This is a genomic window from Curvibacter sp. GW821-FHT09D12, assembly GCF_059416245.1.
In genome coordinates, this window is sequence record NZ_JBWKOU010000023.1 from 19,697 (window position 1) to 45,719 (window position 26,023).

The 26,023-nt window shown below is 63.6% G+C and carries 18 protein-coding genes and 1 pseudogene; 9 read left to right on the plus strand and 10 right to left on the minus strand.

Annotation, left to right across the window (positions count from 1 at the left end; genetic code table 11):
* The first annotated feature begins 111 nt into the window (after positions 1-111).
* The gene (locus AC07PT_RS25145) at positions 112-2,310 is read left to right on the plus strand and encodes an OsmC domain/YcaO domain-containing protein (protein ID WP_494658512.1); all 2,199 of its coding nucleotides are present in this window, start codon (positions 112-114) and stop codon (positions 2,308-2,310) included.
* Between the two features lie 43 nt (positions 2,311-2,353).
* Here the strand turns inward: AC07PT_RS25145 and AC07PT_RS25150 are convergent, their stop codons facing one another.
* Positions 2,354-4,885, minus strand: coding sequence for a cation-translocating P-type ATPase (locus AC07PT_RS25150; protein WP_494658513.1), 2,532 nt, complete (start codon positions 4,883-4,885; stop codon positions 2,354-2,356).
* A gap of 276 nt (positions 4,886-5,161) precedes the next feature.
* On the opposite strand from AC07PT_RS25150, the gene AC07PT_RS25155 reads away from it, so the two are divergent.
* Complete coding sequence (locus tag AC07PT_RS25155) at positions 5,162-5,746, plus strand: TetR/AcrR family transcriptional regulator (RefSeq protein WP_492349756.1); 585 nt, start codon at positions 5,162-5,164, stop codon at positions 5,744-5,746.
* A gap of 198 nt (positions 5,747-5,944) precedes the next feature.
* On the plus strand, positions 5,945-7,042 hold the full coding sequence (locus AC07PT_RS25160; RefSeq protein WP_494658514.1) for an alkene reductase: 1,098 nt from the start codon (positions 5,945-5,947) through the stop codon (positions 7,040-7,042).
* A gap of 197 nt (positions 7,043-7,239) precedes the next feature.
* On the opposite strand, the gene ctlX is transcribed toward AC07PT_RS25160, so the two are convergent.
* Entirely contained in the window at positions 7,240-8,175 is a 936-nt protein-coding gene (ctlX, locus tag AC07PT_RS25165; protein WP_494658515.1) for a citrulline utilization hydrolase CtlX, read from the minus strand.
* A gap of 52 nt (positions 8,176-8,227) precedes the next feature.
* Positions 8,228-9,277: an ornithine cyclodeaminase gene (gene ocd / locus AC07PT_RS25170; RefSeq protein WP_494658516.1), complete on the minus strand. Its 1,050-nt coding sequence runs from the start codon at positions 9,275-9,277 to the stop codon at positions 8,228-8,230.
* Between the two features lie 137 nt (positions 9,278-9,414).
* On the opposite strand from ocd, the gene AC07PT_RS25175 reads away from it, so the two are divergent.
* Positions 9,415-9,840, plus strand: a complete 426-nt coding sequence (locus AC07PT_RS25175) for an Lrp/AsnC family transcriptional regulator (protein ID WP_494658517.1) — start codon at positions 9,415-9,417, stop codon at positions 9,838-9,840.
* Between the two features lie 119 nt (positions 9,841-9,959).
* Complete coding sequence (locus tag AC07PT_RS25180; protein ID WP_494658518.1) at positions 9,960-10,268, plus strand: hypothetical protein; 309 nt, start codon at positions 9,960-9,962, stop codon at positions 10,266-10,268.
* A gap of 10 nt (positions 10,269-10,278) precedes the next feature.
* On the opposite strand, the pseudogene AC07PT_RS25185 reads toward AC07PT_RS25180, so the two are convergent.
* The 3 genes and pseudogenes from AC07PT_RS25185 to AC07PT_RS25195 form a co-directional block, all read right to left on the minus strand.
* Positions 10,279-10,473, minus strand: a pseudogene (locus AC07PT_RS25185) (hypothetical protein); the annotation flags it as partial.
* Complete coding sequence (locus AC07PT_RS25190; protein ID WP_494658519.1) at positions 10,446-10,622, minus strand: hypothetical protein; 177 nt, start codon at positions 10,620-10,622, stop codon at positions 10,446-10,448. The gene AC07PT_RS25190 and the pseudogene AC07PT_RS25185, both read right to left, overlap by 28 nt.
* A 124-nt stretch (positions 10,623-10,746) precedes the next feature.
* Positions 10,747-11,769 carry an aldo/keto reductase gene (locus AC07PT_RS25195; protein ID WP_494658520.1) on the minus strand — a complete coding sequence of 341 codons (1,023 nt, stop codon included), beginning with the start codon at positions 11,767-11,769 and terminating at the stop codon, positions 10,747-10,749.
* A 219-nt stretch (positions 11,770-11,988) separates the two neighbouring features.
* On the opposite strand from AC07PT_RS25195, the gene AC07PT_RS25200 reads away from it, so the two are divergent.
* The 4 genes from AC07PT_RS25200 to AC07PT_RS25215 are packed head-to-tail and all read left to right on the plus strand — an operon-like array spanning position 11,989 to position 17,812.
* Positions 11,989-13,176 carry an LLM class flavin-dependent oxidoreductase gene (locus AC07PT_RS25200; RefSeq protein WP_494658521.1) on the plus strand — a complete coding sequence of 396 codons (1,188 nt, stop codon included), beginning with the start codon at positions 11,989-11,991 and terminating at the stop codon, positions 13,174-13,176.
* A gap of 54 nt (positions 13,177-13,230) precedes the next feature.
* Positions 13,231-14,844, plus strand: coding sequence for an ABC transporter substrate-binding protein (locus AC07PT_RS25205; protein ID WP_494658522.1), 1,614 nt, complete (start codon positions 13,231-13,233; stop codon positions 14,842-14,844).
* Between the two features lie 53 nt (positions 14,845-14,897).
* Complete coding sequence (locus AC07PT_RS25210) at positions 14,898-16,436, plus strand: amidase (protein WP_494658523.1); 1,539 nt, start codon at positions 14,898-14,900, stop codon at positions 16,434-16,436.
* Positions 16,433-17,812, plus strand: a complete 1,380-nt coding sequence (locus AC07PT_RS25215) for an ABC transporter substrate-binding protein (protein ID WP_494658524.1) — start codon at positions 16,433-16,435, stop codon at positions 17,810-17,812. The genes AC07PT_RS25210 and AC07PT_RS25215 overlap by 4 nt, the downstream gene beginning before the upstream one ends.
* A gap of 1,395 nt (positions 17,813-19,207) precedes the next feature.
* On the opposite strand, the gene AC07PT_RS25220 is transcribed toward AC07PT_RS25215, so the two are convergent.
* From AC07PT_RS25220 to AC07PT_RS25235, 4 genes are all read right to left on the minus strand, one after another.
* The gene (locus AC07PT_RS25220; protein ID WP_494658525.1) at positions 19,208-21,382 is read right to left on the minus strand and encodes a putative bifunctional diguanylate cyclase/phosphodiesterase; all 2,175 of its coding nucleotides are present in this window, start codon (positions 21,380-21,382) and stop codon (positions 19,208-19,210) included.
* 2 nt (positions 21,383-21,384) lie between these two features.
* The gene (locus AC07PT_RS25225) at positions 21,385-22,872 is read right to left on the minus strand and encodes a methyl-accepting chemotaxis protein (RefSeq protein WP_494658526.1); all 1,488 of its coding nucleotides are present in this window, start codon (positions 22,870-22,872) and stop codon (positions 21,385-21,387) included.
* Between the two features lie 307 nt (positions 22,873-23,179).
* On the minus strand, positions 23,180-24,661 hold the full coding sequence (locus tag AC07PT_RS25230; protein WP_494658527.1) for a patatin-like phospholipase family protein: 1,482 nt from the start codon (positions 24,659-24,661) through the stop codon (positions 23,180-23,182).
* On the minus strand, positions 24,658-25,995 hold the full coding sequence (locus AC07PT_RS25235) for a TolC family outer membrane protein (RefSeq protein WP_494658528.1): 1,338 nt from the start codon (positions 25,993-25,995) through the stop codon (positions 24,658-24,660). Before AC07PT_RS25235 ends, AC07PT_RS25230 begins: the two co-directional genes overlap by 4 nt.
* Positions 25,996-26,023: the final 28 nt, after the last annotated feature.

Sequence of the window (26,023 nt, forward strand, 5' to 3'; positions counted from 1 at the left end):
CCAACGATCTCACCCCCGATTGCTGCGCGACGCCTGCAACCATGACAGCAGTTTTCGCATTTGAGATGCGGCCTGCGAAACCTGCAAATATTATTTTTGGACATTTTCCCCATGGAAATCAAAGTCAACTTTCTGGATAAGCTTCGTCTTGAAGCCAAATTTGATGACTTCACGGTGATCGCCGATCAACCCATTCGCTACAAGGGCGATGGGTCGGCCCCAGGGCCTTTTGATTATTTTTTGGCATCCTCCGCCCTGTGTGCCGCGTATTTTGTCAAGCTGTATTGCAACACCAGAAACATACCGACCGAAAACATCCGGTTGTCACAAAATAATATTGTCGATCCAGAAAACAGGTATCAGCAAATATTCAAAATCCAGGTGGAATTGCCAACGGACATCACGGCCAAAGATCGCCTGGGTATTTTGCGCTCCATTGAGCGCTGCACGGTCAAAAAAGTGGTTCAGACCGGCCCCGAGTTTGTGATCGAAGAAGTAGAAAATCTGGATGCCGATGCGCAATCGTTGCTGACGGTTAATTCAATCTCTGATATTGCCACCTACATCCCCGGAAAAGACCTGCCTCTGGAACAAACCATCGCCAACATGTCTGGCTTGCTGGCCAACTTGGGCATCAAAATAGAAATTGCCTCTTGGCGCAACATCATTCCGAATGTCTGGTCACTGCATATTCGCGATGCGCACTCACCCATGTGCTTCACGAACGGCAAGGGGTCCACCAAGGAAAGCGCCCTGGCATCAGCGCTGGGCGAATACATTGAACGGCTCAGCTGCAATCATTTTTATGCGGGCTCATTCTGGGGGTCAGACATTGCCGAAGCCAGCTTTGTTCATTATCCGAATGAACGTTGGTTCAAGCCCGGTAAAAAAGACAAATTACCACCTGAAATCCTGGATGAGCATTGCCTGGCCATCTACAACCCGAGCGGCGAGTTGCGTGCCTCGCATTTGGTCGACACCAACTCTGGCAACGCCGCGCGTGGCATCTGCTCGCTGCCCTATGTGCGCCAGTCGGATGGCAAGGTGGTGTACTTTCCGTCCAATCTGATTGAAAACCTCTATGCCAGCAACGGGATGAGTGCCGGCAACACGCTGGCCGAAGCGCAGGTGCAATGCTTGTCAGAGATCTTTGAGCGCGCGGTGAAGCGTGAAATCATCGAGGGCGAGATGGCCCTGCCCGATGTGCCGGCGCAGGTCCTGGAGAAATACCCAGGCATTCTGGCGGGCATTCGAGCCCTGGAGGAACAAGGGTTTCCGATTCTGGTGAAGGATGCCTCTCTCGGGGGGCGTTACCCCGTGATGTGCGTCACCTTGATGAACCCTCGCACGGGGGGCGTTTTTGCCTCATTTGGTTCACACCCTAGCCTGCAGGTGGCACTGGAGCGCAGCCTGACAGAGTTGCTGCAAGGTCGCAGCATTGAAGGGCTCAATGACTTGCCTCAACCCACCTTCATCAGCAATGCGGTGACTGAACCCAATAATTTTGTGGAGCACTTCATTGATTCCAGCGGCGTGGTGTCTTGGCGGTTTTTCAGCGCGCAATCTGACTTTGAATTTGTCGAATGGGATTTTTCTAGCAAGGGTGAAAATTCCAATGCGCAGGAAGCGGCCACTTTATTCGGCATCCTCGACAAAATGGGCAAGCAAACCTATGTGGCGGTGCATGATGAATTGGGCGCCACAGCGTGTCGAATTCTGGTGCCGGGTTATTCGGAGGTCTATCCCGTGGAAGACCTGGTCTGGGACAACACCAACAAGGCCTTGCTGTTCCGCAACGACCTGCTGAATCTGCATCAATTGACCGACGATCAACTGGAGGCCCTGCTGGATCGCCTGGAAAACGAAGAGCTGGACGAATATGGCGACATTGCCACCCTGATCGGGATTGATTTCGACGAAAACACCGTGTGGGGGCAACTCACCGTTCTCGAGTTGAAATTGCTGATCCAGTTGGCCTTGCAAAGGTTGGAGGAAGCCCACGAAGGGGTGAAGTCTTTCCTGCAGTACAACGACAACACGGTTGACCGGGGCTTGTTCTACCAAGCGTTGAATGCGGTGCTCGATGTGGTCCTGGACGAAGACCTGGAACTCGACGACTACATGGTCAACTTCCGTCGCATGTTCGGCGACCCGCGCATGGACGCCGTGACGGGCTCGGTCGACGGCACGGTTCGCTTCTTTGGCTTGACGCCGACCAGCCTGCAGCTCGATGGCCTGGACCGCCACAAGCGCCTGCTCGACAGCTACAAAAAGCTGCACGCCGCACGGGCGCGTGTGGCGCAACCCTGATGACTTGACGCAGGCCCACAGGCCACCCGGCCGCCAAGTGCTGTCAGCCCGGCCTTTTGCCCAGCAGCCGCTGACTGCCCACAAAGACCAGCATCAGGCTGAACCCGGCCGCCAGCGTCGTCAGCCAGGGCCCGGGCGCCAGCGCCACAAAGTGGAACGGGGCCGCCAACCAGGGCACGGTGGTGATGGCACACAGCGCCAGCAGCGTGCCGCCCAGCACCCACAGGCTGACCGGTGTGAGGCCCTTGAACAAACTCAGCCCGTTCACGCGGCCCTGGCGGCTGGGCAGGATCAACACGGCATTGGCCACCACCAGCAACACAAAGGCCACCGTGCTGGCCAGGCCCGCCGGGTGGCCCTGGCTGAGCAGCCATGCATAGGCGCCCACCACCGCCCCACTGACCGCCCCCCCTTGCAACAAACTCAGCAACACGTGGCGCGGGCTGAGCAGCGGTTCGTCGGTGCGCCGCGGCGGCCGGTCCATGAGGCCGGTGGCCCCAGGCTCGGCCTCGAACACGATGGAGCAGGCCGGGTCGATCACCAACTCCAGGAAGGCAATGTGCAGGGGCGCCAGCACCAGCGGCAGGCCGAACAAAGCTGGCAGCAGGGCCAAAGCGATGATCGGGACATGCACGGCCAGGGTGTAGACCATGGCCTGGCGCAGGTTTGCAAAGGTGAGCCGGCCACGCGCAATGGCCTGCACGATCGCTGAGAAGTCGTCGTTCAGCAGCACCAGAGAGGCCGCCTCGCGGGCCACATCGGTGCCACGCTGCCCCATGGCGATGCCGATGTGCGCCGCCTTGAGCGCGGGTGCGTCGTTGACGCCGTCGCCGGTCATGGCCACCACTTCGCCCTGGGCCTTGAGCGCCTCGACCAAGGCCAGCTTTTGCTGGGGCCTGATGCGTGCAAACACACTGACCTGGCCCAGGCGGCCCGCGAGGTCAGTGGGGGACAGGCTGGCCAGTTCGTCGCCAGTGATGACCTGATCGTGCGCCATGCCCGCCTGGGCCGCCACGGCCCGGGCAGTGCGTGGGTGGTCTCCCGTGATCATGACCACCCGGATACCGGCCTGACGGCACTGCGCGATGGCGGCCGGCACCTCAGGTCGCAACGGGTCGGCCAGCCCGACCAGGCCCAGCCAGACAAACTCGAAATCGTGCTGGCCGGCCGGCCAGTCCTGGGCACTGCGGTGCCGGGCCTTGGCCACCCCCAGCACCCGCAGGCCCTGGTCGGCCAGTTGCGCCGCTTGCGCGCTGACCGCAGAACGCTCAGCCTCAGGCAGGTGGCACAAATCGGCCACGGCTTCCGGCGCGCCTTTGGAGGCCACCCAGTCAACCGGGCCGTTCTGATCACGCCACAGGTGCGACATGGCGAGCAAACCAGGCGACAGCTCGTACTCGCGCACCAAGCGCCATTCGGGGTGCAGGTGCTCGGTGCCCACCAGATGGGCCCCGGCAAAGCGGTGAAAGGCCTGCTCCATGGGATCGTGCGGGTCGATCTCGCTGGCCAGCACCGCGTACTCCAACAGCTCGTGGAAGGCCTCGGGCAGCGCGTCGGGGCCCTCTGCCATCGGGTCCAGGGTGTTCAGTGTCTGGGTGCCGGCACACAAGGCTGCCACGGCCATGCGGTTCTGCGTCAGCGTGCCGGTCTTGTCCACACACAGCACGGTGGTCTGGCCAAGCGTCTCGATGGCATTCAGGCGCCGGGTCAGCACCTGCTGGGCGGCCATGCGCCGGGCGGCAAGTGCCAGAAACACGATCATGATCACCGGGAGCTCCTGCGGCAGCAGCCCCATGGCCAGGGTGATGCCTGACAACACGGCCTGCAGCCAATCGCCCCGCAACACGCCCAGCAGGCCCACCAGCAAGGCGCACAACGCGAGGCCGATGAACACCAGCTGACGCGTCAGCCTGGCCATCTCTTCGCGCAGCGGCGAGGCCTGCAAGGCAATGGTGTCCAGCGATTGACCGATGCGGCCCAGCTCGGTTCGCTGGCCAGTCGAGGTGACCTGAAGCAGCCCTTGCCCGCTGACCACCAGGGTGCCGGCGAACACGGCTTGGCCAGGTTGTTTGGCCACCGATTCCGATTCGCCGGTGAGCATGGATTCGTCGGTGGCCAGCTCATGGGCCTGCAGCAGGGTGCCATCGGCCGGTATGCGGTCGCCTTCGGCAATCATGAGCAGGTCTTCGCGCACGACCTCGCGGCCCGCCACCCGCTGCGCCACACCGCCACGGACCACCAGGGCCCGCGGGCTGGACAGGTCGCGCAATGCGTTCAAGGCCTGGTCGGTGCGGCGCTCCTGCAGCACCGTGATCGTCATGATGACGACCACGAAACCCAACAGGATCATCGCCTCATGGGCATCGCCCATGGCCAGGTAAATGACGCCCGCGCCCAGCAGCAACAGGAACATGGGCTCACGCACCACATCCCAGGCCATGTCGCGCAGCGTGCGCCGCTGGCTGACACCGAGTTCGTTGGGGCCCTCGTCACGCAGACGCTGGGCCGCTGCGGCAGGCTCCAGGCCGGTGGGTGGCGTTGTCGCTTGGGAAGGCTCGGTCGGGGATGCGGACATGTCTGAAACTGTGGGGCAGGTGAGCGCCCCGAAGAATGACCTTGCGCAATTTATACGCCTGATCCGTGACACCGCCATCGGTGCAGCCCCGGCGCGGCGCCTATGCGGCCTTGTTGCGAGCGCCTCTTGCCTCTTGCCTCTTGGCCGGGGGATCCCCCTCCTTTGCACGCCTAAGCACCGGGTCAGGCCCTCAGCTCACCGCAAAACCCCATGAACGATTGGGATATTCACCGGTTAATAGACGACTGGTCTAATACATCCGTACCATTTACTCCCATGAAACCCGCCCACGCCGACACCCGCCAGCATATTCTGGACACTGGCAATCGCATCATTGCCAGCAAGGGGTTCTCCGCCGTGGGTCTGAACGAGATCCTGCAGGCGGCCGAGGTGCCCAAGGGATCGTTCTACCATTACTTCAAATCGAAGGAGCAGTTTGGCGAAGCCTTGCTCGAATCGTTTTTTGAAGGCTATCTGGGCCGCATCGACAGCCTGTTCGAACGCACCGATCTGAACGCCCGCGAACGCCTGCTCGCCTACTGGCAGCAATGGCAGTCCACCCAATGCCCCAGCGGCGGCGACCAGCCCTGCCAGGTGGTGAAACTCAGTGCCGAAGTGTCCGACCTGTCTGAACCCATGCGCATGGCGCTGCATGACGGCACCCAGCGCGTCACGGCACGGTTGGCCGAGGTGATCCGCGCTGGGCAGACCGATGGCTCGATGGCCAAGCTCGAACCCGAGGCCACCGCGGGTCTGCTCTACCAGCTGTGGCTGGGTGCCAGCCTGCTGAGCAAGGTGCACCGGCAGACCCAATCGCTGGAGCAGGCCATGGCGTTCACCCGGCAACTCCTCACCCCTTGAATCGGCTCAGCCTTTCAGGATTTTTTGAAACCCAAACTAGACGACCGGTCTAATTTAAATGGACAACACTCACGCCATCACCCGCCGCACCCAGGCGCCCCGGGCCGTTGGCACCGCGGTCGTCCCCACCCTTTGCCTTTCTCTGTCTGCCTCAACCCGGGCCCCTGTGGCTCTCTCAACCTGAAAGTCCTTGACCTCATGACCACCTTGTTCGACCCCGTCCAAGCCGGCGACATCGCCCTGCCCAACCGCATCGCCATGGCCCCACTGACCCGCAACCGTGCCCCCGGCGGCGTGCCCACGGCTGCCATGGCCGACTACTACGCCCAGCGCGCCAGCGCTGGCCTGATCATTGCCGAGGCCAGCCAGATCAGCCCCATGGCGCAGGGCTACCTCGACACCCCCGGCATCTACTCGACCGAGCAAGTGGTGGCCTGGCGGCAGGTGACCGACGCCGTGCACGCCCAGGGCGGACGCATCGTGCTGCAGCTGTGGCACGTGGGCCGCATCTCGCACAACTCGCTGCTGCCGGGCGGCGCGGCCCCGGTGTCGCCCACCGCGGTGGCCGCCAAGACCCACACGTTCACCGCCGAAGGCTTTGTGCCCGTGTCCACCCCTCGGGCCCTGGCGGATGACGAGATCCCGGCCCTGCTGGAGGACTACCGCCGCGCCGCGCGCAACGCCATCGAAGCCGGCTTTGACGGCGTTGAAGTTCACGGCGCCAACACCTACCTGCTGGAGCAGTTTCTGCGCGACAGCGTGAACGACCGCAGCGGCCCCTATGGTGGCCCGATCGAAAACCGCGCCCGACTGCTGCTGGAAGTGGTGCGCACCGTGGCCACCGAAATCGGCGCCGGCCGCACGGGTCTGCGCCTGAGCCCCATCACCACCTTCGGCGGCAGCGCCCCGGTGGACAGCCAAGCCCAGGCCCTGTATGGCCACGTGGTGCAACAGGTGGCTTCGCTGGGCCTGGCCTACCTGCACGTGATCGAGGGCGAAACCGGCGGGGCGCGCCAGCCTGAAGGGGCCCCTGCCTTTGACTACGCCGCGCTGCGACGCGCCTTCCCGGGCACCTGGATCGTGAACAACGGCTTCAGCCGCAGCGAGGCCCTGGAGGCCGTGGCCAGCGGCGCCACCGATGTGGTGGCCTTCGGCCGCCCCTTCATCGCCAACCCCGATCTGGTGCGACGCCTGCGCGAAGACGCCCCGCTGAACCCCTTGCGCGCCGACAAGCTGTACGGCGGCGGGACCGAGGGCTACACCGACTACCCCACGCTGGACGCTGTGACGGCCTGAGCGTGGGCTTGAGTGGGGCTTTTCACGAGGGATGGCCTCGGTGTGAGCCGCATTTCACCCCATACGGCTCAAAATGTGAGCCGATCCGTGTGACATGCGGACCCACACGGCGCACCCCTGGCACCCCCGCCTGATCAAAGCGACCCCAAGTGCTGCCAGGGCCTCACGGGCATTTGATACTGCCCGCGCGACCCGGGTCAACGCCGGGGCGCCAGGTGAATCCCTGCCAGCATGCAGCGCACCGAGCCACCGGCCATCTCGATGGTGGGCACGTTCAGCGGCAGCAGCCGGGCACTCTGGCCGATGAGGGCCTTCTGGGCCGGCGTCAGACTGTCGTGGGCACGCTGCGACAGGGCCAGCAGGCGCCCTTCCCGGCCCGACAACTCCAGCGCGTTGCCCGCAAACTCGGCAATCTGGCCTGCGCTCAGGGCGATCACCTCGCGGCCCGACTCTTCCAGCCGGGCCCGCAGTTCGGCGGCACGCCTGGCATCGGGGATCAGGTCCAGACCGACCAGCGCAAACTGGGTGGCAATGCACATCAGTACATTGGTGTGGTAGATCGGCTGGCCCTGGGCGTCTGCCGTGTCGAACACCAGGGGCTCGAAGCCGAAATGGGTGCAGAAACGCTCCAGGGCCACCGCATCGGCCCGGTTGGAGCGGGCCGTGTAGGCGACCCGGGCCACGTGGTCCAGCACCATGGCGCCTGTGCCTTCCAGAAACAGCCCGTCGGGCTCCAGCCCCGAGTAATCGATCACGTCCTGCACCCGATAAGTGCTTTTGAGCATCTCGATCACATCGCTGCGGCGCTCACGCCGGCGGCTGGGCGAGTGCATGGGATACAGCGCCACATGGCCGCCCGGGTGAGTGGAGAACCAGTTGTTCGGGAACACCGAATCGGGGGTGTCGCGCTCGCCATGGTCCTCAAACAGATGCACCCGCACACCCTCGGCCTCCAGCCGGGCCGCTGCTGCGGTGACCTCGTCACGCGCGGCTTCGGCGATGCGCTGGGCCGCCTCACGCTCGGCCGCCTGCTGGAAAGCATTGTCGGCCGCGGTTTCAGGGTTGGGGGTGAAGTGGTGCGGACGCACCATCACGACGGCCGCCGGGGCCTGGATCGAGGGCATGGAAGGCATGGGCTCAACGGTGTGCAAGCAACGGGAAAAAGCGCGGGGCGGCCGTGGCCGCTCAGGCCACGCGGCGCAAGGCGACCCGCGCGGCACTGGCACGGGTGTGGCGAAACAGATCCTTGGGGTCATCGGCCTCAGGCACCAGTTCGACCTCCACGCCCAGTTGGTAGCGGGTGGACTGTGCCAGCACGTAGCGCAAGGTGGCGTAGTCCTCCAGCGCAAAGCCCACCGAATCAAACACTGTGACCTGTTCGGCACTCTGGCGCCCGGCTTCAGTGCCGGCCAGCACCCGCCACAGGTCCGCCACCGGGAAGTCGGCCGGCAGTTGCTGGATGTCACCCTCCACCCGGGTCTGCGGCTCGTACTCGACAAACACGCGAGCGGCCCGCAACACATCGGCATGCAGCTCGGTCTTGCCTGGGCAGTCGCCCCCCACCGCGTTCAAGTGCATGCCGGGCTCGATCATCTCGGGCGTGAGAATGGTCGCGCAGCGCTTGTCGGCCGTGATCGTCGTCACCACATCGGCCCCGCGCACGGCATCGGCGGTCGAACTGGCGCGCCGGATCCGCAGCCCGGGGCAATGGGCCAGGTTGCGCACCAACTTGTCGGTAGCCCGAGGATCGAGGTCGAACGCAGCGATCTCATCAATGCCCAGGTGGTGGTGAAAGGCCAGGGCCTGGAACTCGCTTTGCGCCCCGTTGCCGATCAGGGCCATGCGGCGTGAATCGGGTCTGGCCAGCGCCCGCGCCGCCATCAGCGAGGTGGCGCAGGTGCGCAGCGCCGTGGCCAAGGTCAGCTCCGACAACAGCACCGGGTAGCCCGTGGCCACCTCGGCCAGCACACCAAAGGCCATCACCGTGTACAGGCCCCGGCCCGTGTTGCCGGGGTGACCGTTGACGTACTTGAAGGCGTAGTGCTTTGCATCGGACACGGGCATCAGCTCGATCACACCGATGTCGGAGTGGCTGGCCACGCGGGCCGATTTGTCGAAATCGGCCCAGCGCACGAAATCGTCGCGGATGGCATCGGCCAGTTCGCCCACAAAGCGGGCCACGCCCACCTCCTGCACCAGGCGAGACATGGTCGGGACATCGATGAAGCGGGTCATGGCAGGGTCTTTCAGGCTGCGCTCAGCCAGTGGGGATGACAGAATTTTTCCCGTGAGACGCGCCAAAATGAACCCTTCAATCTGTCACTTTTTACGGTTTAATGCACAGATTGCTTTATTCAACCGTCAATCCGCCCATGGACGACATCGACCGCCAATTGCTGGCCCTGCTGCGTGACAACGCCCGCCTGCCAGTGGTCGCCCTGGCTGCCAAACTGCGCGTGGCCCGGGCCACGGTGCAGAACCGCATCGCCCGACTGGAAGCCGACGGCACCATCGTGGGCTACACCGTGCGCCTGCGACCGGCCGCCGAGGCGCAGCGCATCCGCGCCATGACCAGCATCGCCGTCGAGGGCGCGCATGGCCCCGAGGTGCAACGCACCCTGCGCGGCCATCCCAACATCGTGGCCCTGTACAGCACCAATGGCCGCTGGGATCTGCTGGCCGAGATCCGGGCCGACAACCTCGAAGAGTTCGACCGCGTGCTGGGCACCCTGCGCACCGTGCCTGGCATCGCCAACACCGAGACCAGCTTGCTGCTGTCCACTTACAAGCTGGGCTGAAGCGGCGGTGCCTGAAGCCCGCCGCCCGACCGATGAACAACCACCTTGGTCGTCAGGGCGTGGGCCCACGCGGGGTTGAACCTTAGAACCGTGGCTTCCCGAACCCTCAGGAGGCCTTCATGTCCCCAACAATCACCAACGATGGCTGGTCAAACAAAGCCGGCACCGCCGAACGGGCCTGCAGCTGCCAGACCTGGAAGCAGCACTGGCTCAACTTCTCGGGTCGCCCCTGGCCAGCGCAATGCGCGGTGCAAGCCTGCGCCAGCCGCCCCACCCTGGGCGCGCATGTGATCAACCCTGCCGTGAGTGGCGAAAGAATCATCCCCATGTGCGAGGCCTGCAACCACCGATCAGGCCATTTCTCGCTCAAACCCGCCACGGTCCTGGTCAGTGCCAACCAGGCCGAGACCTGCGCCCGCAAGCGCTGACCGCCGCAGATCAAGCCACCTGGCGCGACAAACCCAGGTGATCCCGCAGTGTCGTGCCCTCATACTCACGGCGCGCCAGGCCCCGCCGACGCAACTCGGGCAACACACGCTCTGCAAAGTCGCGCAAGCCATTGGGCAGCACGGGCGCCATCACATTGAAGCCGTCGGCCCCATAGTTCACAAAGCGCTCTTCCAGCGGGTCGACACATCGCTGTGCGTCGTGCGGCTCAAGACTTCAGGTCGATCGCCCTGAGTACTCACGCCATCGGGCACGAACAGCAACTCGAAACGCGCCGCCTTGACGATCTGCGCCAGTTCACGGTAGTGACGGATGTCGAGGCCGGCTCCGGGCAAAGCGTCCGGGTGGTGCCAGGCCGCGCTGTGATGCCCGGTGGGGCACAGAAAAGTGCCAAAGCGCAGAAAGCCATGCCAGGCGACAGCGTGCCATCAGCCGATGGCCTGCGCTGGGGCGCCAAAGTCAGACGACGGCTGGCGAAACAAAAGGTACACGCCCTTCGACCGGATGCCCAGGATCGGTATACCCAGGGGTAGAACTGTGACCAGCCGGCACCAGCCGGTTCACCAGGGCCTCGTCCTCAGGAGTCAGCACCACGTCTTGCGCCTTCACATAGGCCTGCCACTGCGCCTCGGTGCGCGGACCGGCGATGAAGGAGGTGATGAGCCGGTTGTTCAGCACCCAGGCCACGGCCAACTCGGCCGGCGTGATGCCGCGGGCCTCGGCGTGCTCGCGCAACTGGCGAGCGATGCGCAACGATTCGGGGCGCCACTCGGTCTCAAGCAATCGCTTGTCGGCACGTGCTGCCCGCGAATCAGCGGGCGGCGGCGCATCGGGGTCGTACTTGGCCGTCAGCACACCGCGCGCCAGCGCGCTGTAAGAGACCACACCCAGGCCGTAGTGAGCGGCGGCGGGCAGTTGCTCCACCTCGGCACTGCGGTCCACCAGGTTGTACAAGGGCTGGCTGGCCACGGGGCGGTCGATGCCCTCTGCATCCGCCAGGTGGGCGACCTCGGCAATGCGCCATCCCCGAAAGTTGGCCAGACCGAAATAGCGCAGCTTGCCGGCGCGCACCAAGTCGCCCAGCGCACGGACCGCCTCGCCCAGGGGTGCCTCGAAGTCGGCCCGGTGCAGGTACAGCAAGTCGATGTAGTCGGTGCCCAGACGCTTCAGGCTGGCCTCGACCGCCTGCACGATCCACTTGCGCGAGGTGCCGCGCTGGTTGGGCCCCGGGCCCATGGGGTTGGACAGCTTGGTCGCCAGCACCCAGTGGTCTCGGTCGCCCTGCAGGGCGCGGCCCACCACCTCTTCGGTGCGGCCCTTCTGGTAGGCGTCGGCCGTGTCGATGAAGTTGATGCCTTGCTCGCGGGCACTGGCGATGATGCGGTGCGAGGTGGGCTCGTCGGTGGCACCGCCGAACATCATGGTGCCCAGGCTCAGGCGGGACACGCGCAGGCCGCTGCGGCCCAGGTAACGATAGGTCATGGGATGGGTTTCCAGGTTGGAGAAAGGGCACGGCCGACAGGCGCCGCAGGCCTGCCGTGACGCGGTCTTTTTTCATTCTAGGAACGCACCACCCCCGCGCAAGCCCCGCCCAGCAACGATTTCCAAGAATCGACATCCGAAATCGGCATAGCGGACCTGAAGCGCCGCGACCCAGAATGCGCTCTCACTTGTCACCTGCCCGAGCACGCTTCAAACACCATGTCACTGCCATCTCATGCCGGGGCCCTGGTCGGCCTGGACCGCTTTGCCGCCCCCACCGATTTCCCGGACAGCCCGCTGTCTCAAGCCCTGAAGCAGCCCGTGCTGCTGGGCCTGTTCCTGCCCATCCAGGCCGGTGGTTGGAGCGCTTCCACACTGCCGCGCAGCACCGATTGGCGCTTCGATTACAACCGCGATCTGGTGCTGAAAGCCGAGGCGCTGGGCTTTGACCTGGTGTTCGCGCTGTCGCAGTGGCTGCCCAAGGGGGGCTATGGCGGCGTGTTCGATGGCAACGCCCTCGACTCATTCATGACCACCGCAGCCCTCACCTCGGTGACGCAGCGCATCATCCTCATCTCGACCCTGCACGTGCTGTATGGCCCCTTGCACCCGCTGCACCTGGCCAAGTGGGCCGCTACCCTGGACCACATCTCGGGTGGGCGCTGGGGCATCAACGTGGTCACCGGGCACCGTGAGGTGGAGCACCGCATGTTTGGCTGGGACCGCATCGAACACGACCACCGCTACGACCTGACGGCAGAGTTCATCGAGGTGGTGCAACGCCTGTGGAGCGACCCCGAGAACTTCAGCTACGATGGCCGCGAATCGAGCTGGAAGCTGCAGGGCGCGTTCGTCAGCCCCAAGCCCCGCTATGGCCGCCCGGTGCTGGTCAACGCCACCGGCTCGGTGGCCGGCTTCGAGTACGCGGCCCGCTACTCCGACATCGTCTTCATCACCAGCCCGGCGGGCTCGGACTTTGCGAGCGCCGTGCAGGCCCTGCCCGCCCACATCGCCGACCTGAAGGCCCGTGCCCGTCAGCAGGGCCGCGAAGTGCGCACACTGTTGAACCCGCTGGTGATCAGCCGTGACACCGAGGCCGAGACCCGTGCCTACTACGACGCCATCGTGGCCCACCAGGACCCGACAACGCCCCAGGGCTTCAACAGCCTAGCCAGCGACGCCCATGCCTGGAAAGGCCGGGTCGGCATCGACCCGCCAAGCCGCCGGGCCATCGGCGGCAACATCGAAGTGGTGGGCACACCCGAACAGGTGGTCGAGCAATTCGTGCAGTTGCACCGAGCCGGCGTGGACGGCCTGCAACTGAGCTTCTATGACTTCAAGCCCGACCTCGAGTACTTCGGCGACCGCATCCTGCCGCTGCTCAAACAGGCCGGCCTGCGCCTCTGACCGCCCCCCATCAAACCCAAATCACACCAAGAGAAACCGACTTTGGAACCCACCATGACCCAGCGCCTGCCCCAACTCAACCGCCGCCTGATCGCCCTGCTGCTGGCCGCCCTGCCCCTGACCGGCACCAGCCTGAATGCCAGCGCCCAGGCCACGGCCGCCAAACCGCAAAGCGGCGGCACCCTGACCCTGGCCACCGACCTGGAGCCGCCATCGCTGGTGTCCTTTCTCGACACCAACACCCGCATCCGCAACATCAGCGCCAAGATCGTCGAGGGCCTGCTGCGTTACGACAGCCAGTTCAAGCCCCAGCCCTTGCTGGCCACCAGTTGGACGGTGAGCCCCGACGGCCTGCGCTACACCTTCAAGCTGCGCCCCGGCGTGAAATGGCATGATGGCAAGGACTTCAGCGCCGTCGACGTGCGCTTCTCGCTGCTGGCCCAGAAAAAGCAGGGCCCGCGCGGCCGCATCACCCTGGCCAACCTCGAGCGGGTGGACACGCCCGATCCGCTGACCGCCGTGTTGGTGCTGAGCAAGCCCACGCCCTTCCTGCTGAAGTCGCTGAGCTCAGCCGAGCTGCCCATCGTGCCGGCCCACCGCTACACCGAGGCCGACCCGCTGACCAGCCCGAACCAGAGCGCGCCGATCGGCACCGGCCCCTTCGTGTTTGCCGAATGGGTGCGGGGCAGCCATGTGCTGCTCAAGAAAAACCCCAATTACTGGCAGGCTGGCAAGCCCTACCTGGACCGCGCCGTGATCAAGTTCATCGGTGACCGCGCCAGCATCGTGGCCGCGCTGGAGGCCGGCGAAATCGACGTGGCCACCAACATCAACCTGGCCGATCTGGACCGCCTGGCCCAGAACCCCAAGGTGCAGGTGGATGACAGCTACGACGGCTTCCTGAACAATGCCGCCTTCCTCGAGTTCAATGTGGAACACCCCATCCTGGCCAAGCCCGAGGTGCGCCAGGCCATTGCGCACGCCATCGACCGCAACGCCCTGCGCACCACGGTCTACTACAAGCGCGCCGAGGTGGTCAATTCGCCCGTGCCCAGCGTGCTGTCGAGCTACTACGACGACAGCACCTTCCAGTACCCCTACGACGTGGCCCGGGCCAACCAGTTGCTGGACCAGGCCGGCTACCCGCGCCAGGCCAATGGGCAGCGCTTTGCGCTGCGCATCACCAACATCCCGGGTGCCGACTTCAAGCGCAGCTCGGAGTTTTTGCGCAATGCGCTGGGGCGCGTGGGCATCAAGGCCGAGCTGCAGGACGGCGACATGGCCAGCTTCTTCAAGCGTGTCTACACCGCCCGCGACTTTGACCTGAACATCAATGGCCTGGGCCGCCTGTTCGACCCCATCGTGGGCGTGCAACGCATCTACTGGTCCGACGGCGTCAAGAACCCCCTGATCTGGATCAACGCCGCCCACTACAACAACCCTCAGGTCGACGAGCTGTTCCGCCAGGCTGCGGTGGAGGTGGACGAAGGCAAGCGCGCAGGCCAGTTCAAGCAGATCCAGCAGATCGTGGGGCGTGAGCTGCCGGTGTACCCACTGGTGACCGTGCCCGGCCCCTCGGCCCTGAACAAGCGCGTGCACAACTTCTTCAACAGCATCGACCTGCACGCGGGCGACTGGTCCGACACCTGGGTGGAAGGCGGCAAGTAAGCCGCTCCTGCCAGCAACACCATCCCACCAGATTCACCGAAAGCGAGCCGCCCATGAACGCACCCGCCGACACCCATCACCTGAAGACTGCCTTGCTCAAACGCCTGAGCCATGCCTCGGCCACCGAGCAGGCACGCGCCCTGGCCGAAGGCCAGGTCAGCGCCAGCGAACTGCTGGAGCACAGCATCGAACGCATTGCGCGCCTGAACCCGGCCATCAACGCCCTCGTGGTGCTGGACCTGGAGCGCGCCCGAGCTGACGCCCGGGCCGCCGATGCCGCGCTGGCGCGGGGCGAGCGCCGCCCGCTGCTGGGCGTGCCGGTCAGCGTGAAGGAGAACTTCGATGTCGCCGGCTTGCCGACCACGGTGGGCAACCCGGCCCAGACCGGCAACCTGGCCGCGCAGGACAGTGCCGCCGTGGCCGGTCTGCGCGAGGCCGGCGCCATCGTGCTGGGCAAGAGCAACGTGCCCCTGGCGCTGGCCGATCTGCAAAGCTACAACGCGGTCTACGGTCTGAGCCGCAACCCCTGGGACCCGGCCCGCACGCCGGGCGGCTCCTCCGGTGGCTCGGCCGCCGCCCTCGCCGCTGGCTTCGTGGCGCTGGAGCTGGGCACCGACATCGGGGGCTCAATCCGCATTCCGGCCCATTTCACGGGCGTCTATGGGCACAAGACCAGCCAGGGCCTGATCAGCCTGCTGGGCACCGGCCTGCCCGCCGGCCGCCAAGGTGAACGCGACCTGGCCGTGGCGGGCCCGCTGGCCCGCAGCGCTACCGACCTGGCGCTGGCCTTGCCGCTGCTGCTCAACCGCGACCCACGTCGCAACAAGACCTGGCGCGCCACCCTGCCGGCGCCACGGCATCAACGGCTGAGCGATTTCCGCCTGCTGCTGATCGATCGATGGCCGGGCACGGAGGCCAGCCTCAGCGAGCAGTCGGTCAGCCAGCGGCTGGAGCAGGCCGTGCAGGCCGCGGGCGGCCGGGTCAGCCGGGTGAGCGAACTGGCCCCCGGCCTGCTGCCCGATCTGGTGGCCGCGCACGCGCTCTACCGCAGCCTGCTGGGCTCATCGCTGGCCGACCCGCCAGCGCTCAGTGCCGGTGCACAACAGCGTCTGGCAGCCCTGACGCCCGAAGACCACAGCGCCGACGCTGCCTGGCTGCGTTCGTTTTCATTGAGCCACCGCGACTGGCTGCGCCTGGACGAGGCCCGCCTGCAGGTACGCGCGCAATGGGCACGCCTGTTCGAGCAGTTCGACCTGGTACTCAGCCCCGTGGCCCCACTGCCCGCCTTCGAGCACAACCAGCAAGAGCCCAAGGACGAACGAAGCTACCCCGTGGCCTTCGCCGACGGTGTGCGCCCAGTGCGCTTTCTGGACCTGTTCCACTGGGCCGGCCTGCCGGTGCTGCCCGGCCTGCCCGCGACCAGCTTTCCGCTCGGGCTGGACGAGGATGGCCTGCCCATCGGCGGGCAGGCCGTGGGCCCCTTCCTGGAAGACCTGACACCCATCCGCTTTGCCGAGTTGCTGGAGGCCCAGCAAGCCGGCTTCATCGTGCCCCCGGGCTGGCACAGCAACGAGGAAGGGAACACGCCATGAACCCCTTCCACGCCACCGCCGAAGCTGATACAGCCGGCACAGGCCTGTCACGCCGTCAATTGCTGGCCCAGACCAGCGCCGCCGGCCTGGGCGCCCTGCTGCCCTGGGCCCCGACCCAGGCGGCCACACCGCCCCTCGCGCCGCAACGCGGTGGCACCCTGGTGCTGGCCATCTTCCCCGAGCCGCCGGTGCTGACCACCATCGCCCACACGGCCAACAACAGCTACTTCGTCAGCGCCAAGGTCACTGAGGGCTTGCTGGACTACGATTTCGACCTCAACCCGCAAGCCCAGCTGGCCTTGTCGTGGCAGGTCTCGCCCGATGGCCTGCGCTATGTGTTCAAGCTGCGCCCCAAGGTGCTGTGGCATGACGGCCAGCCCTTCACCTCGGCCGATGTGGCGCACTCGCTGAACCTGCTCAAGGAAGTGCATCCGCGTGGCCGCGCCACCTTCGCCAACCTCAGTGAAGTGCGCACGCCCGACCCGCTGACGGTGGAACTGCGCCTGTCGGCCCCGGTGCCCTACCTGCTGAGCGCGCTGGCCGCTTCGGAATCACCCCTCGTGCCCAAGCACCTCTACAGCACCGGTCGGGCCGAGTCCAACCCGGTGAACAACGCCCCCATTGGCACGGGGCCCTACCGCTTCAGGGAATGGGTGCGCGGCAGCCACCTGGTGCTGGAGCGCAACCCCGACTACTGGGACAAGCCGCGCCCCTACCTGGACCGCCTGGTGATCCGCTTCATCCCCGACGCCGCCGCGCGCAGCGCTGCCCTCGAGGCGGGCGAGGTGCACCTGGCGCCCAACACCCCGGTGGCCCTGGCCGATGTCGGCCGGCTGCGGGCGGCCGGCAAGCTGCATTTCAGCAGCGAGGGCTACCAGTACGTGAACTCGGTGTTTCGGCTCGAGTTCAACCTGGAGCGCCCCTTCTTCAAGGATGTGCGGGTGCGCCAGGCCTTCGCTCACGCGCTGAACCGCCAGACCATCGTCAAGACGGCCTGGTACGGTCTGGCCAGCTCGCCTCCCGGGCCGGTGGCGCCGGGCCTGAAGCGTTTCTTCCATGCCGACCTGGCCGTGCCGGTGTACGACCCTGATCGCGCCAACCGGCTGCTGGACCAGGCAGGCTACCCGCGCGGGGCCGATGGCGTTCGGGTGCGCATCACCCACGACCCCATGCCCCACGAAGGCGGCCTGCGCACCAGCGAGTACATCAAGCAGGCCCTGGGCAAGGTGGGCGTCGAGGTGAGCCTGCGCAGCAGCGACTTCAGCACCTATTGGATACCCCCGAATAGAAAAATGTGGACACCCCTTGGAACCCGCTCCAGTCAAGGACTTTACTCGTATCTGAGATGTCCGGGACTTGCGCGCAATGTGTTCTAAAAGGCTCACCACTGGGACTGCAAAAAATAAAGTCCGTCGAGAGTACTTGCTCTTGATTGAACTCGGCGACTGTGGTCATTGCGCTCGTTGGATTCAGACTATCTGGTGCATTCGTGCGGCCTCTTGGGATGACGAAACTGATTGGGGAGGTCCGGTTGCTGTCGAGCAGGATTGAATCGCTCGGTGAACCGCCCCCCAGAAGTTGGACAAACTTCAAGGGGTCTCATGGGGAAGTAAGAAACGGAGTTCAAGCTCAAGGTCGTTAAGAGCTTTCTGGCTGGAGAGGGCGGCGCGAAGTTGCCTGCACGGCGCTGGTCAGTGCCTGAAGAGAAAGTTCGCAGTTGGGTCACACTCACTACCGGCTGCACGGGATTTGGGGCCTGCAGCCCAAGCGGCGTGCCTACACTGCGCATTTCAAGCTCCAGGTGCTGTCGCATCAAGATGCGTGAACTGCTCTCGAGTCGGCAAGTGGCTGCGATCTACGATATTCTCAATCCGAACAAGGTTGTTGTCTGGCGGCGCGCCCGTCGATGACAGTGGTGTCGTGGCACTCGAACGCAGAAAAAAACGCGTCCTACGAAGGCAGAGAAGCCAAATCCTGAGCCACCTCACACGGACAGCGCCAACTCACATCGCGCGTTGCGCGAAGAGGTTGAACGACTGCGCGCGGAGGTCGCATACCTAAAAAAATTGGAGGCCTTGGTTCGAGCCAATCGGTAGGCTACGCGGAAAGAGCACGAGCCGTTATCGAACTGAGGCCAGACTACCCATTGCTGGTAGCCGCCGGCTTGTCGCGCAGCGATGTTCTATTTCCAGGCCAAGGTATTGAAGGCTGGGGACAGGTATGCAGGCTTGAAGTCAAGCATCAGGGCTGTCTATGAGCGTCACGAGGGCCGCTGCGGCTAGACAAACGCGAGTAGCAGTGATCCCGGACCTGTGAGCACTACTTGCTGCGTCGTGCGACATCGTTAAAACTTGATGTGGTGAGGCTCATAACTTTGATAGGCCGGCATGTCGGGGTGCGACATGCCCAACTTGAACAAGCTTTCTTAAGGTAAAACATGGCAACTTTATTTGTGCTTGCTCTCATAGTGCTCATAGGTGGTGCGGGCTTTTATGTGGCCGGCAGGCCTACAGTGACCCCCAGTGAACAGGACAGGATCGTGCGAGAAGAAGTACTTGCAGCTCGCACCCCTAAAAGAAATGTGCCTTGACGAGAACCGTGTGATCTTTGCCGTGCAAAGCCTACCGAAAGGGGAGCCCAAAGTAGGAGATCTGAAAATGATCTCTGCAGCTTGCTCGGCCGTTCACGGGTGCTGCAGTGAGGCCCATGTGGACGTCAGTAAAACGTAGCTATGACTATTCAATTCGATACTCTGCGATATGCTGAAAAGCTTATGTCAACTGGCGTCCAGCCCGTGCATGCTGGGTTGCCACCTCGGGCAAGTCGCGCTGCATCGCCAACGACTCCAGGTCACTCAGCCACAACGGCGCCCCAGTCAGAAATCCTTGAAAGTACTGGCAGCCACTTTGCGTCAGACGCTCGTGCTGTGCTTCGGTTTCGACACCTTCCGCAATCACGGAAAAGCCCAGAATCTGGCAAAATTCGATCAGGCCTTCCACAATAACCTGGTCTCGGACCGAATGATCCAGATCCACAATGAAGCTCCTATCGATCTTCAATTGATCAATTGGAAGGTTGCGCAAATAGGAGATGGATGAATAGCCGGTACCGAAGTCATCGAGTGCAATCCCCAGGCCCAATCGTTTGAGCTCATCGAGTTTCAGCGCCAGTTCGTCCAGATCGACGGTCAAGACGCTTTCCGTCAACTCCAGTTTCAAGTGCCCGGGCAAGATCCCATAGCCTTCCAGGGCACGGGCCACGATCATCACAAACTGGGGATCTCTGAATTCTGCCGCACTGATATTGATCGCTAGCGTCATGGCTTCAGTCTCAGGATGCTTGGCCCATCGCGCCAGTGTCATGCAGGCCTGGCTGAGCACCCAATGCCCGATTTCGATGATGAAGCCACTCTGCTCTGCCAGCGGAATGAACTCGACCGGGGAAATCGGGCCTCGGGTGGGATGTTGCCAACGCAGCAAGGCCTCTGCCCCGACAATCACCCCCTGTGCATTGACCTGTGGCTGGTACTTGAGGGCCAGTTCCCCATTGGGCAGGGCCACTCTGAGGTCATTCAACATTTGCGCGCGTCGATTGACCTCCAGCGCCAGGTCGGGATCGAACACCCGATAGGTGTCGCGAGACTCTGATTTGGCCTGGTACATGGCCAGGTCGGCATGCGCCATCAGCACGTCCGGAGCGTCGGCTTCGGGGCCGAACAGCACGGCCCCAAGGCTGGCGCTGGTGCGGTAGTCATGGCCATGCAAACCAAAGCCCTGCTTGCTGAGGCGCAACAGGCGTTGGCACCAGAGATGGGCCTGGCGTTGCGCCAGTTCCTGGCGTTGGTCGAGGCCCTCAATGAGAAATGCAAACTCGTCGCCGCCAAGCCGACTTGCCACACCGCGCCCCCGAAGCCGACGGCCGAAGCGCTCTCCGATTTCACGCAACAATTCGTCCCCTGCCGCATGGCCGAGCGTATTGTTGATGGCTTTGAACTGATCAATGTCAGCCACGATCAGGACGGCATAACCGCCTTGCTGCTTCAAGCTGTTTTGTGCCCTTGTCACACAGTCCATCAATTGCCGCCGGTTGGGCAATCCGGTCAGCGCATCGAAATAGGCCAGTTGGTGAATGTGCGCTTGCGTGGCCTGTTGCTCACGGATATCTTTGAGCAAACCGAAGCAGATCGGTTGCTTGGCTGACCCATTGGCCGAGGTCAAGACCCGCACGGGTATCACCGATCCATCCCGGTGCCGCAACTTGCGCTCGATGACCGTCTCCGCTATGCCATCTCTGCGGAACGCCTCATCCCGACACCAATGTCGGAAGTGACGACGCGCAGTGGCGTTGGGCAACAGGATGTCCGCGTGTCGGCCCAACACATCGGCGGCAGCATGGCCAAACAGTCTGCTGGCGGCCTGATTGAATGAGCGCACCACACCAGATGGGTCGACCGAGATGATGGCGTCTTGAACGTTATCCAGCACAAATTGCAGTTGCTGCATCGATGGCGGCAGACGAGCTTTGTCTTGGGACAGCGTCATGGGCAATCCATGAAGCCAGGTCACGTCCATGTAGTTCGCGTAGACCCATGTCCGGTTGTGACTCTGCAAACGGCTCATTCTCAGCTGGCAGCGCCGGCGGGATCCCCGAGCAGTCTTGATCCAGACTTCATGGATCGCGCCGGGACCCGCCAGCACCTGGGCCGCGATCAATTTGAGACGGGATCGCACCACTTCCAACGGCTCACCATCCTCACCATGAAATTGGACTGGATCCATCTGCATCATGTCGCTTCGCGACGATTCAAACAGATCGGCCGCCACAGCGTTGACGGCCAGGAGTCGCTCAATGCCCTCGTCGTAAACCAACAATGCCCCCGGGGCCAGGTCAAACAGAAAGCTCTCGAACGCGTTGCCACTGAGTGATAGGTCAGGTTTTCTGTACATGCTCAGCTGCGGAAGGTTTTGAGGGATTGCGCCAGGCTGCTAGCCTGGAACGACAAGGAGTCTGCCGACGAGGAAAGCTGTTGGACCAGCACCGTATTGCGGTGCGTCTGTTCGTCCAATGAGTCGACTGCCTGACTGATCTCGGAGATCGCCTGCAACTGTTCCCTGCTGGACTGGTGGACATCGGCGACGAGACTCCGAAGTTGTCGGGCCGCGTCGGCGGTTTCCGCGATGGCTCCCGCGGCATTGGCAACTTCGGTCACGCCGGCGCTCACCCGCTCCTGAGCGTTTTGGCTCAACTGCTTGATTTCGCGAGCTGCCAGTGTCGTTCGATTGGCGAGTGATCTAACCTCTGATGCCACCACCGCAAATCCCCGACCCTGCTCCCCGGCTCGGGCGGCTTCGACAGCCGCGTTGAGCGCGAGGATGTTGGTCTGAAAGGAAATGTCGTCGATGTGCTGCGTGATCTGAGAGATCTTCTGCGATGAATCGCATATTTCTTGCATGGTGGCTCGCATGTGCTCGACGCTTGCGGTGCTGCGCAGCGCGACAGACAAGGTATGGTCTGCCAATGTGCTCCCCTTTTGCGCAGACTGAACGTTTTGGCTGACGGCATCGGTCATCTGTTTCAGCGAAGCTGCCGACTGCTGGACCCCGGCGGCTTGCATGTCCGTAGCTGCAGCCAATGACTCTTTGCCGGTCAGCACGGCATCGATGACGGTCCAGAGCGCTTGAACCTCGTCGCGGGCATCACCCACCAGGGTCTGCAGGTTCATCCGCAATTGGGCGAGAACCCGCTGCAACTGACGAACCCCGCCAGTGCCATTGATCTTCAGTTCGCCACGCAGATCGCCTGCGGCGACGCTGCTGGCAAAGCCGATGGATTGACGCAAGGGCCGTTCTAACAGCAGTTGCTGAATGCGGGCCGCCAACCAGGCCACCAGAACCGAGATCGAAACGCCCCACTGCCAGCCTCCCAACGACGCGGCGATCGTCGCGATCAAGGCGACCAACAGGCTGGGCAAGGCTGACAGGCAGATGGATTGCACGCGAGCCAAGGCCCGCTGTGAACGCCCCAGCAGCCCTGCCCTGATCAATTGACCATGCCTGAAGGCAAAGGCAGGGCGCCTTTGTTGGGCGCGGGCCTGGCGAAACTCCTGGCAGACGGCCTCGGCACGTTCGATCATCTGGGGATCCGGTGCCCGCCGCACCGAGAGGTAGCCAATTATTTTGCGATCCGAGAACAAGGGGGTCACGTTCGCGTGCACCCAATAGTGATCGCCATTGCGGCACCGATTCTTGACCAGTGACGACCAGGTGTGCCCGCCTTGGATGGTGCTCCACAGGTCTTTGAAGACTTCGGCGGGCATGTCAGGGTGGCGGATGAGGCTGTGCGATTGCCCGATCAGCTCATGCCTGGCATAGCCACTGATTTGCACAAATGCGGTATTGCAATGGGTGATGACCCCTTGGGTGTCGGTGGTGGACATCAAGGTGACCCCTTGGGGGACTTTGTATTCTCGCCCCGTGACCAGGTGGTTGTTTCTCATGCGGGCTCCTTCGCCACGGTGTTTTGCAGGGTGCAGGCTCGAACTGGGTGGCTGTGCAAGCCCACGAGCCTGAAAATGCAGTGAGCCTGGATGGGGGGCGGTTGCCTGTCAGGACCGTCATCCGGGGCTCTCTGCCAAGGAGGCCAGTATTCAACGGGCCTCTCGCCAAGTCGTCTCTTTCCGGTACCGGAGCGGTATCGGCCCTGGCCTTACTAGGTCGGGCGAATTTAGTCGCCCACCCACAGTTTCAGGAGCCCTCGGATGCCTTGCCATCTGACGCTTTCCGGGGCGACCTCAGACTCCGCAGCAGGCGCTGAAAGCCGGGTGATTCGCGCAGGACTTCCCGACCCGCCGTCTGCAGTTCCTTGACCTGAATTGGCAGAACCGTCAATGCCGTGGGCACGTTCAGGAGCCGACCTTTGATTTCGGGATTCTGGAGGTCTCGCAGGCTCACATTGATCACGTGGATCTCTGCGTCTTCCGCAAAAGGGCTGCCGGGCCGCAAGCGCTCCTCACGGAGTTCATCCGCCATCCGCTTGGCGGCGTCATTGACCATCGCGGTGGTCTCAGTGGTCTGCCTCGAACCCGCACCGAAGACCAGGGAATCCAGAACCTGTCCTCCGGTGGGGACCTTGTCGGAATGGTCAATGCGCTCGGCAGTGTCCCGTTCGGAATTGACGCTGATCAATACGACCTCGTGAACCGATCGGGGGGCAACACCCTGGAAGGCTCGGTTCAAGGAGCCGTTGGCAGAAGCCCGATCCAGCAGGCCGCGGACACCGAGGTTGTCCACAACCCCGCCGTCAACCAAGTGGATATAGGGCCGCTCTTCGGCATTCCTGTAACTCTTCGCGATCATGTGCAGAAAACGTGCCGACAGGTTGGTATCAATCAAGGCAGCGTCGTAGGGCAGCGGCCGACTGGGACACTTGCCGGCGAAGTTATGGATGGTGACCGGGCTGAGCAACAGAGGAACGGAGGACGAGGCCGCCACAGCGTAGGCGAGGGGCACACTGTCCAGATCAGAGCATATGAGACCAAACTGCTCCGACGTGAACTCAAAAGGGGCCCCGGTCGTCAGGTCTGCTGCGGTGATCAGCAGCCGTGGATGACCGGCTTGCTTGGAAAGATCGCCGAACGTCTTGCCGCGATACACGGTGTCGAGGCGCTCTGCCAAGGCATTGCTGCGGCCATACCAGGGCGAACTGAGCCGATAGAGCGTTGCCGGCGAAAGTGCATCCCTGATGAGGCTGGACTGGAAATTCACCAGCAGGAAATCTCGTTCAAAGTGGGTAAAAACCTCGTCACCGAAGGCTGCATAGTAAGCCGCCAACACACTCCCCCCGGAGACACCGCTGACCAGATCCATGTGCTCCAGCAAGGTGGTCGATTGCCCCTGCCAGTCAAATTCGGTGGCTTTCAACTCCTGAAGGACGCCCAGACCGAACGCTGCGGCCCGTGCGCCTCCGCCCGAAAAGGCGACGGCGCCGATGATGGGAGGGGAGAACGGCGGCTCGGCCTCCGGAGCTGAGGCCTCTGAGGAGGGCAGAGCCGATCCGGTCTCCGGCACCGAAAGCGGTTGATTGACCCAGGGTCGATTCGTGGAACAAGCGCCTAAAAGAGACACGGCGCAGACCCACAGCAGGCCTTTCAGCGCAATGCTGCAAAACCGGCGCACGATGCTGGGTGGCGACGATGGGTCGCGCCATCCGGTGGGTCGCAGTTTCATGGCTGACGCAACCAACTGTTGGTGATCCGCAGATGGTCAGCGCTCAACTCGCCGGTCGCCGCGGCCAGGCGGATCTGCCCCAGCAGGTAGTCCAGGCGGGCTTGCGAGTATTCAAACTCGGCCGAGAACGCTCTTTGCTGGGCGTCCAGCACATCGAGTTCGGTGCGCGTTCCCACATCGCGCCCCAGGGTGGTGGCCGCCAAAGCGGACCGGGCGGAGGTCAGTGATTGCCCGAGCGATGCGACCCGGGCAACGCCCGTCTTGACCTCCAGAAATGCGCTTTGAATCTGCAGGCGAACCTGGCTCTTGGCTGCTTCCAGCAAGTCGTCCGCCTCATCCTGTTTGGCCAGGGCCTCCCGCTCTTTCGAATCCAGCCCCCCCCCCGCATAAAGGGGCGCCGTGAACTGGACGCCTATCGTTGCATTCCGATCGCTTCGGGCCGACACCAGAGGCGACAGGCCGCCGCTCTGGGCACGGTTGTTGTAGCTGGCCACCAGGTTGAGCGTCGGTCGGTTGGCCAGGCGGTACTTCTCGACCTCGGCGGCCGCTGCAGCCCGTTGCGCATACCGCACCCGTATCTGGCTGTTCTGTTTCTCGCCTCGTTGCTGCCAGTCCGCCAGCCTGTCGGGTTCGGGGGCGGAAGGCACCCGCTCAGCGCTCAGCTCCTGCAATTGCAAGCCGTCGGCCGGCAGACCGGTGAGCTCGCACAAACTGGCACGGCGCAGTTCCAGCACGCTGCGCGCACTGACTTCCTGGGTCAGAACCTGGTCATACCGGGCCTGGGATTCGTGCAGATCTGTCACCTTTCCACGGCCCACATCAAATCGGGCCTGTGCCCGATCGCGTTGCATTTCCAACGCTGATTTGGTGGCAAGAACAACACGCAGGTTTTCTTCAGCCTTCAACACATCCAGGTACCTCTCGGCAACCCGTTGGATGAGGTTTTGCGAGGCCTGCTCGAACTCGATCTGCGCCACTTCGGATTGCAGATGCAGTTGCACTCTACCCGCACGCGCACCCTGGTCGTAGAGGGGCTGGCTCAATTGCAGCGCAGACTGATGCACCAAGCCGGTGCCGTGCCCCGGCAACAGACTGGCGTAGGCTGCCGGTGCGCCTGTGGACATGTGGTCATCAACATAGTTGGCACCGGCCTGAAAGGACACACTGGGCCGCAGCAGGGCATCCCCTTGCACGGCTTTTTCGCGCCCGGCACGCAATGACTGCATCGCTGCCTTTTGCACCGGATCATGATTGAACGCGGCCTCGTAGGCACCGAGCAGGTCCAGCGCGTGCGCGCTCAATGGGCCCATGGACAACACGGCAACGGCTGCCATATGTGTGGCAATTTTCTTCAGGTTCATG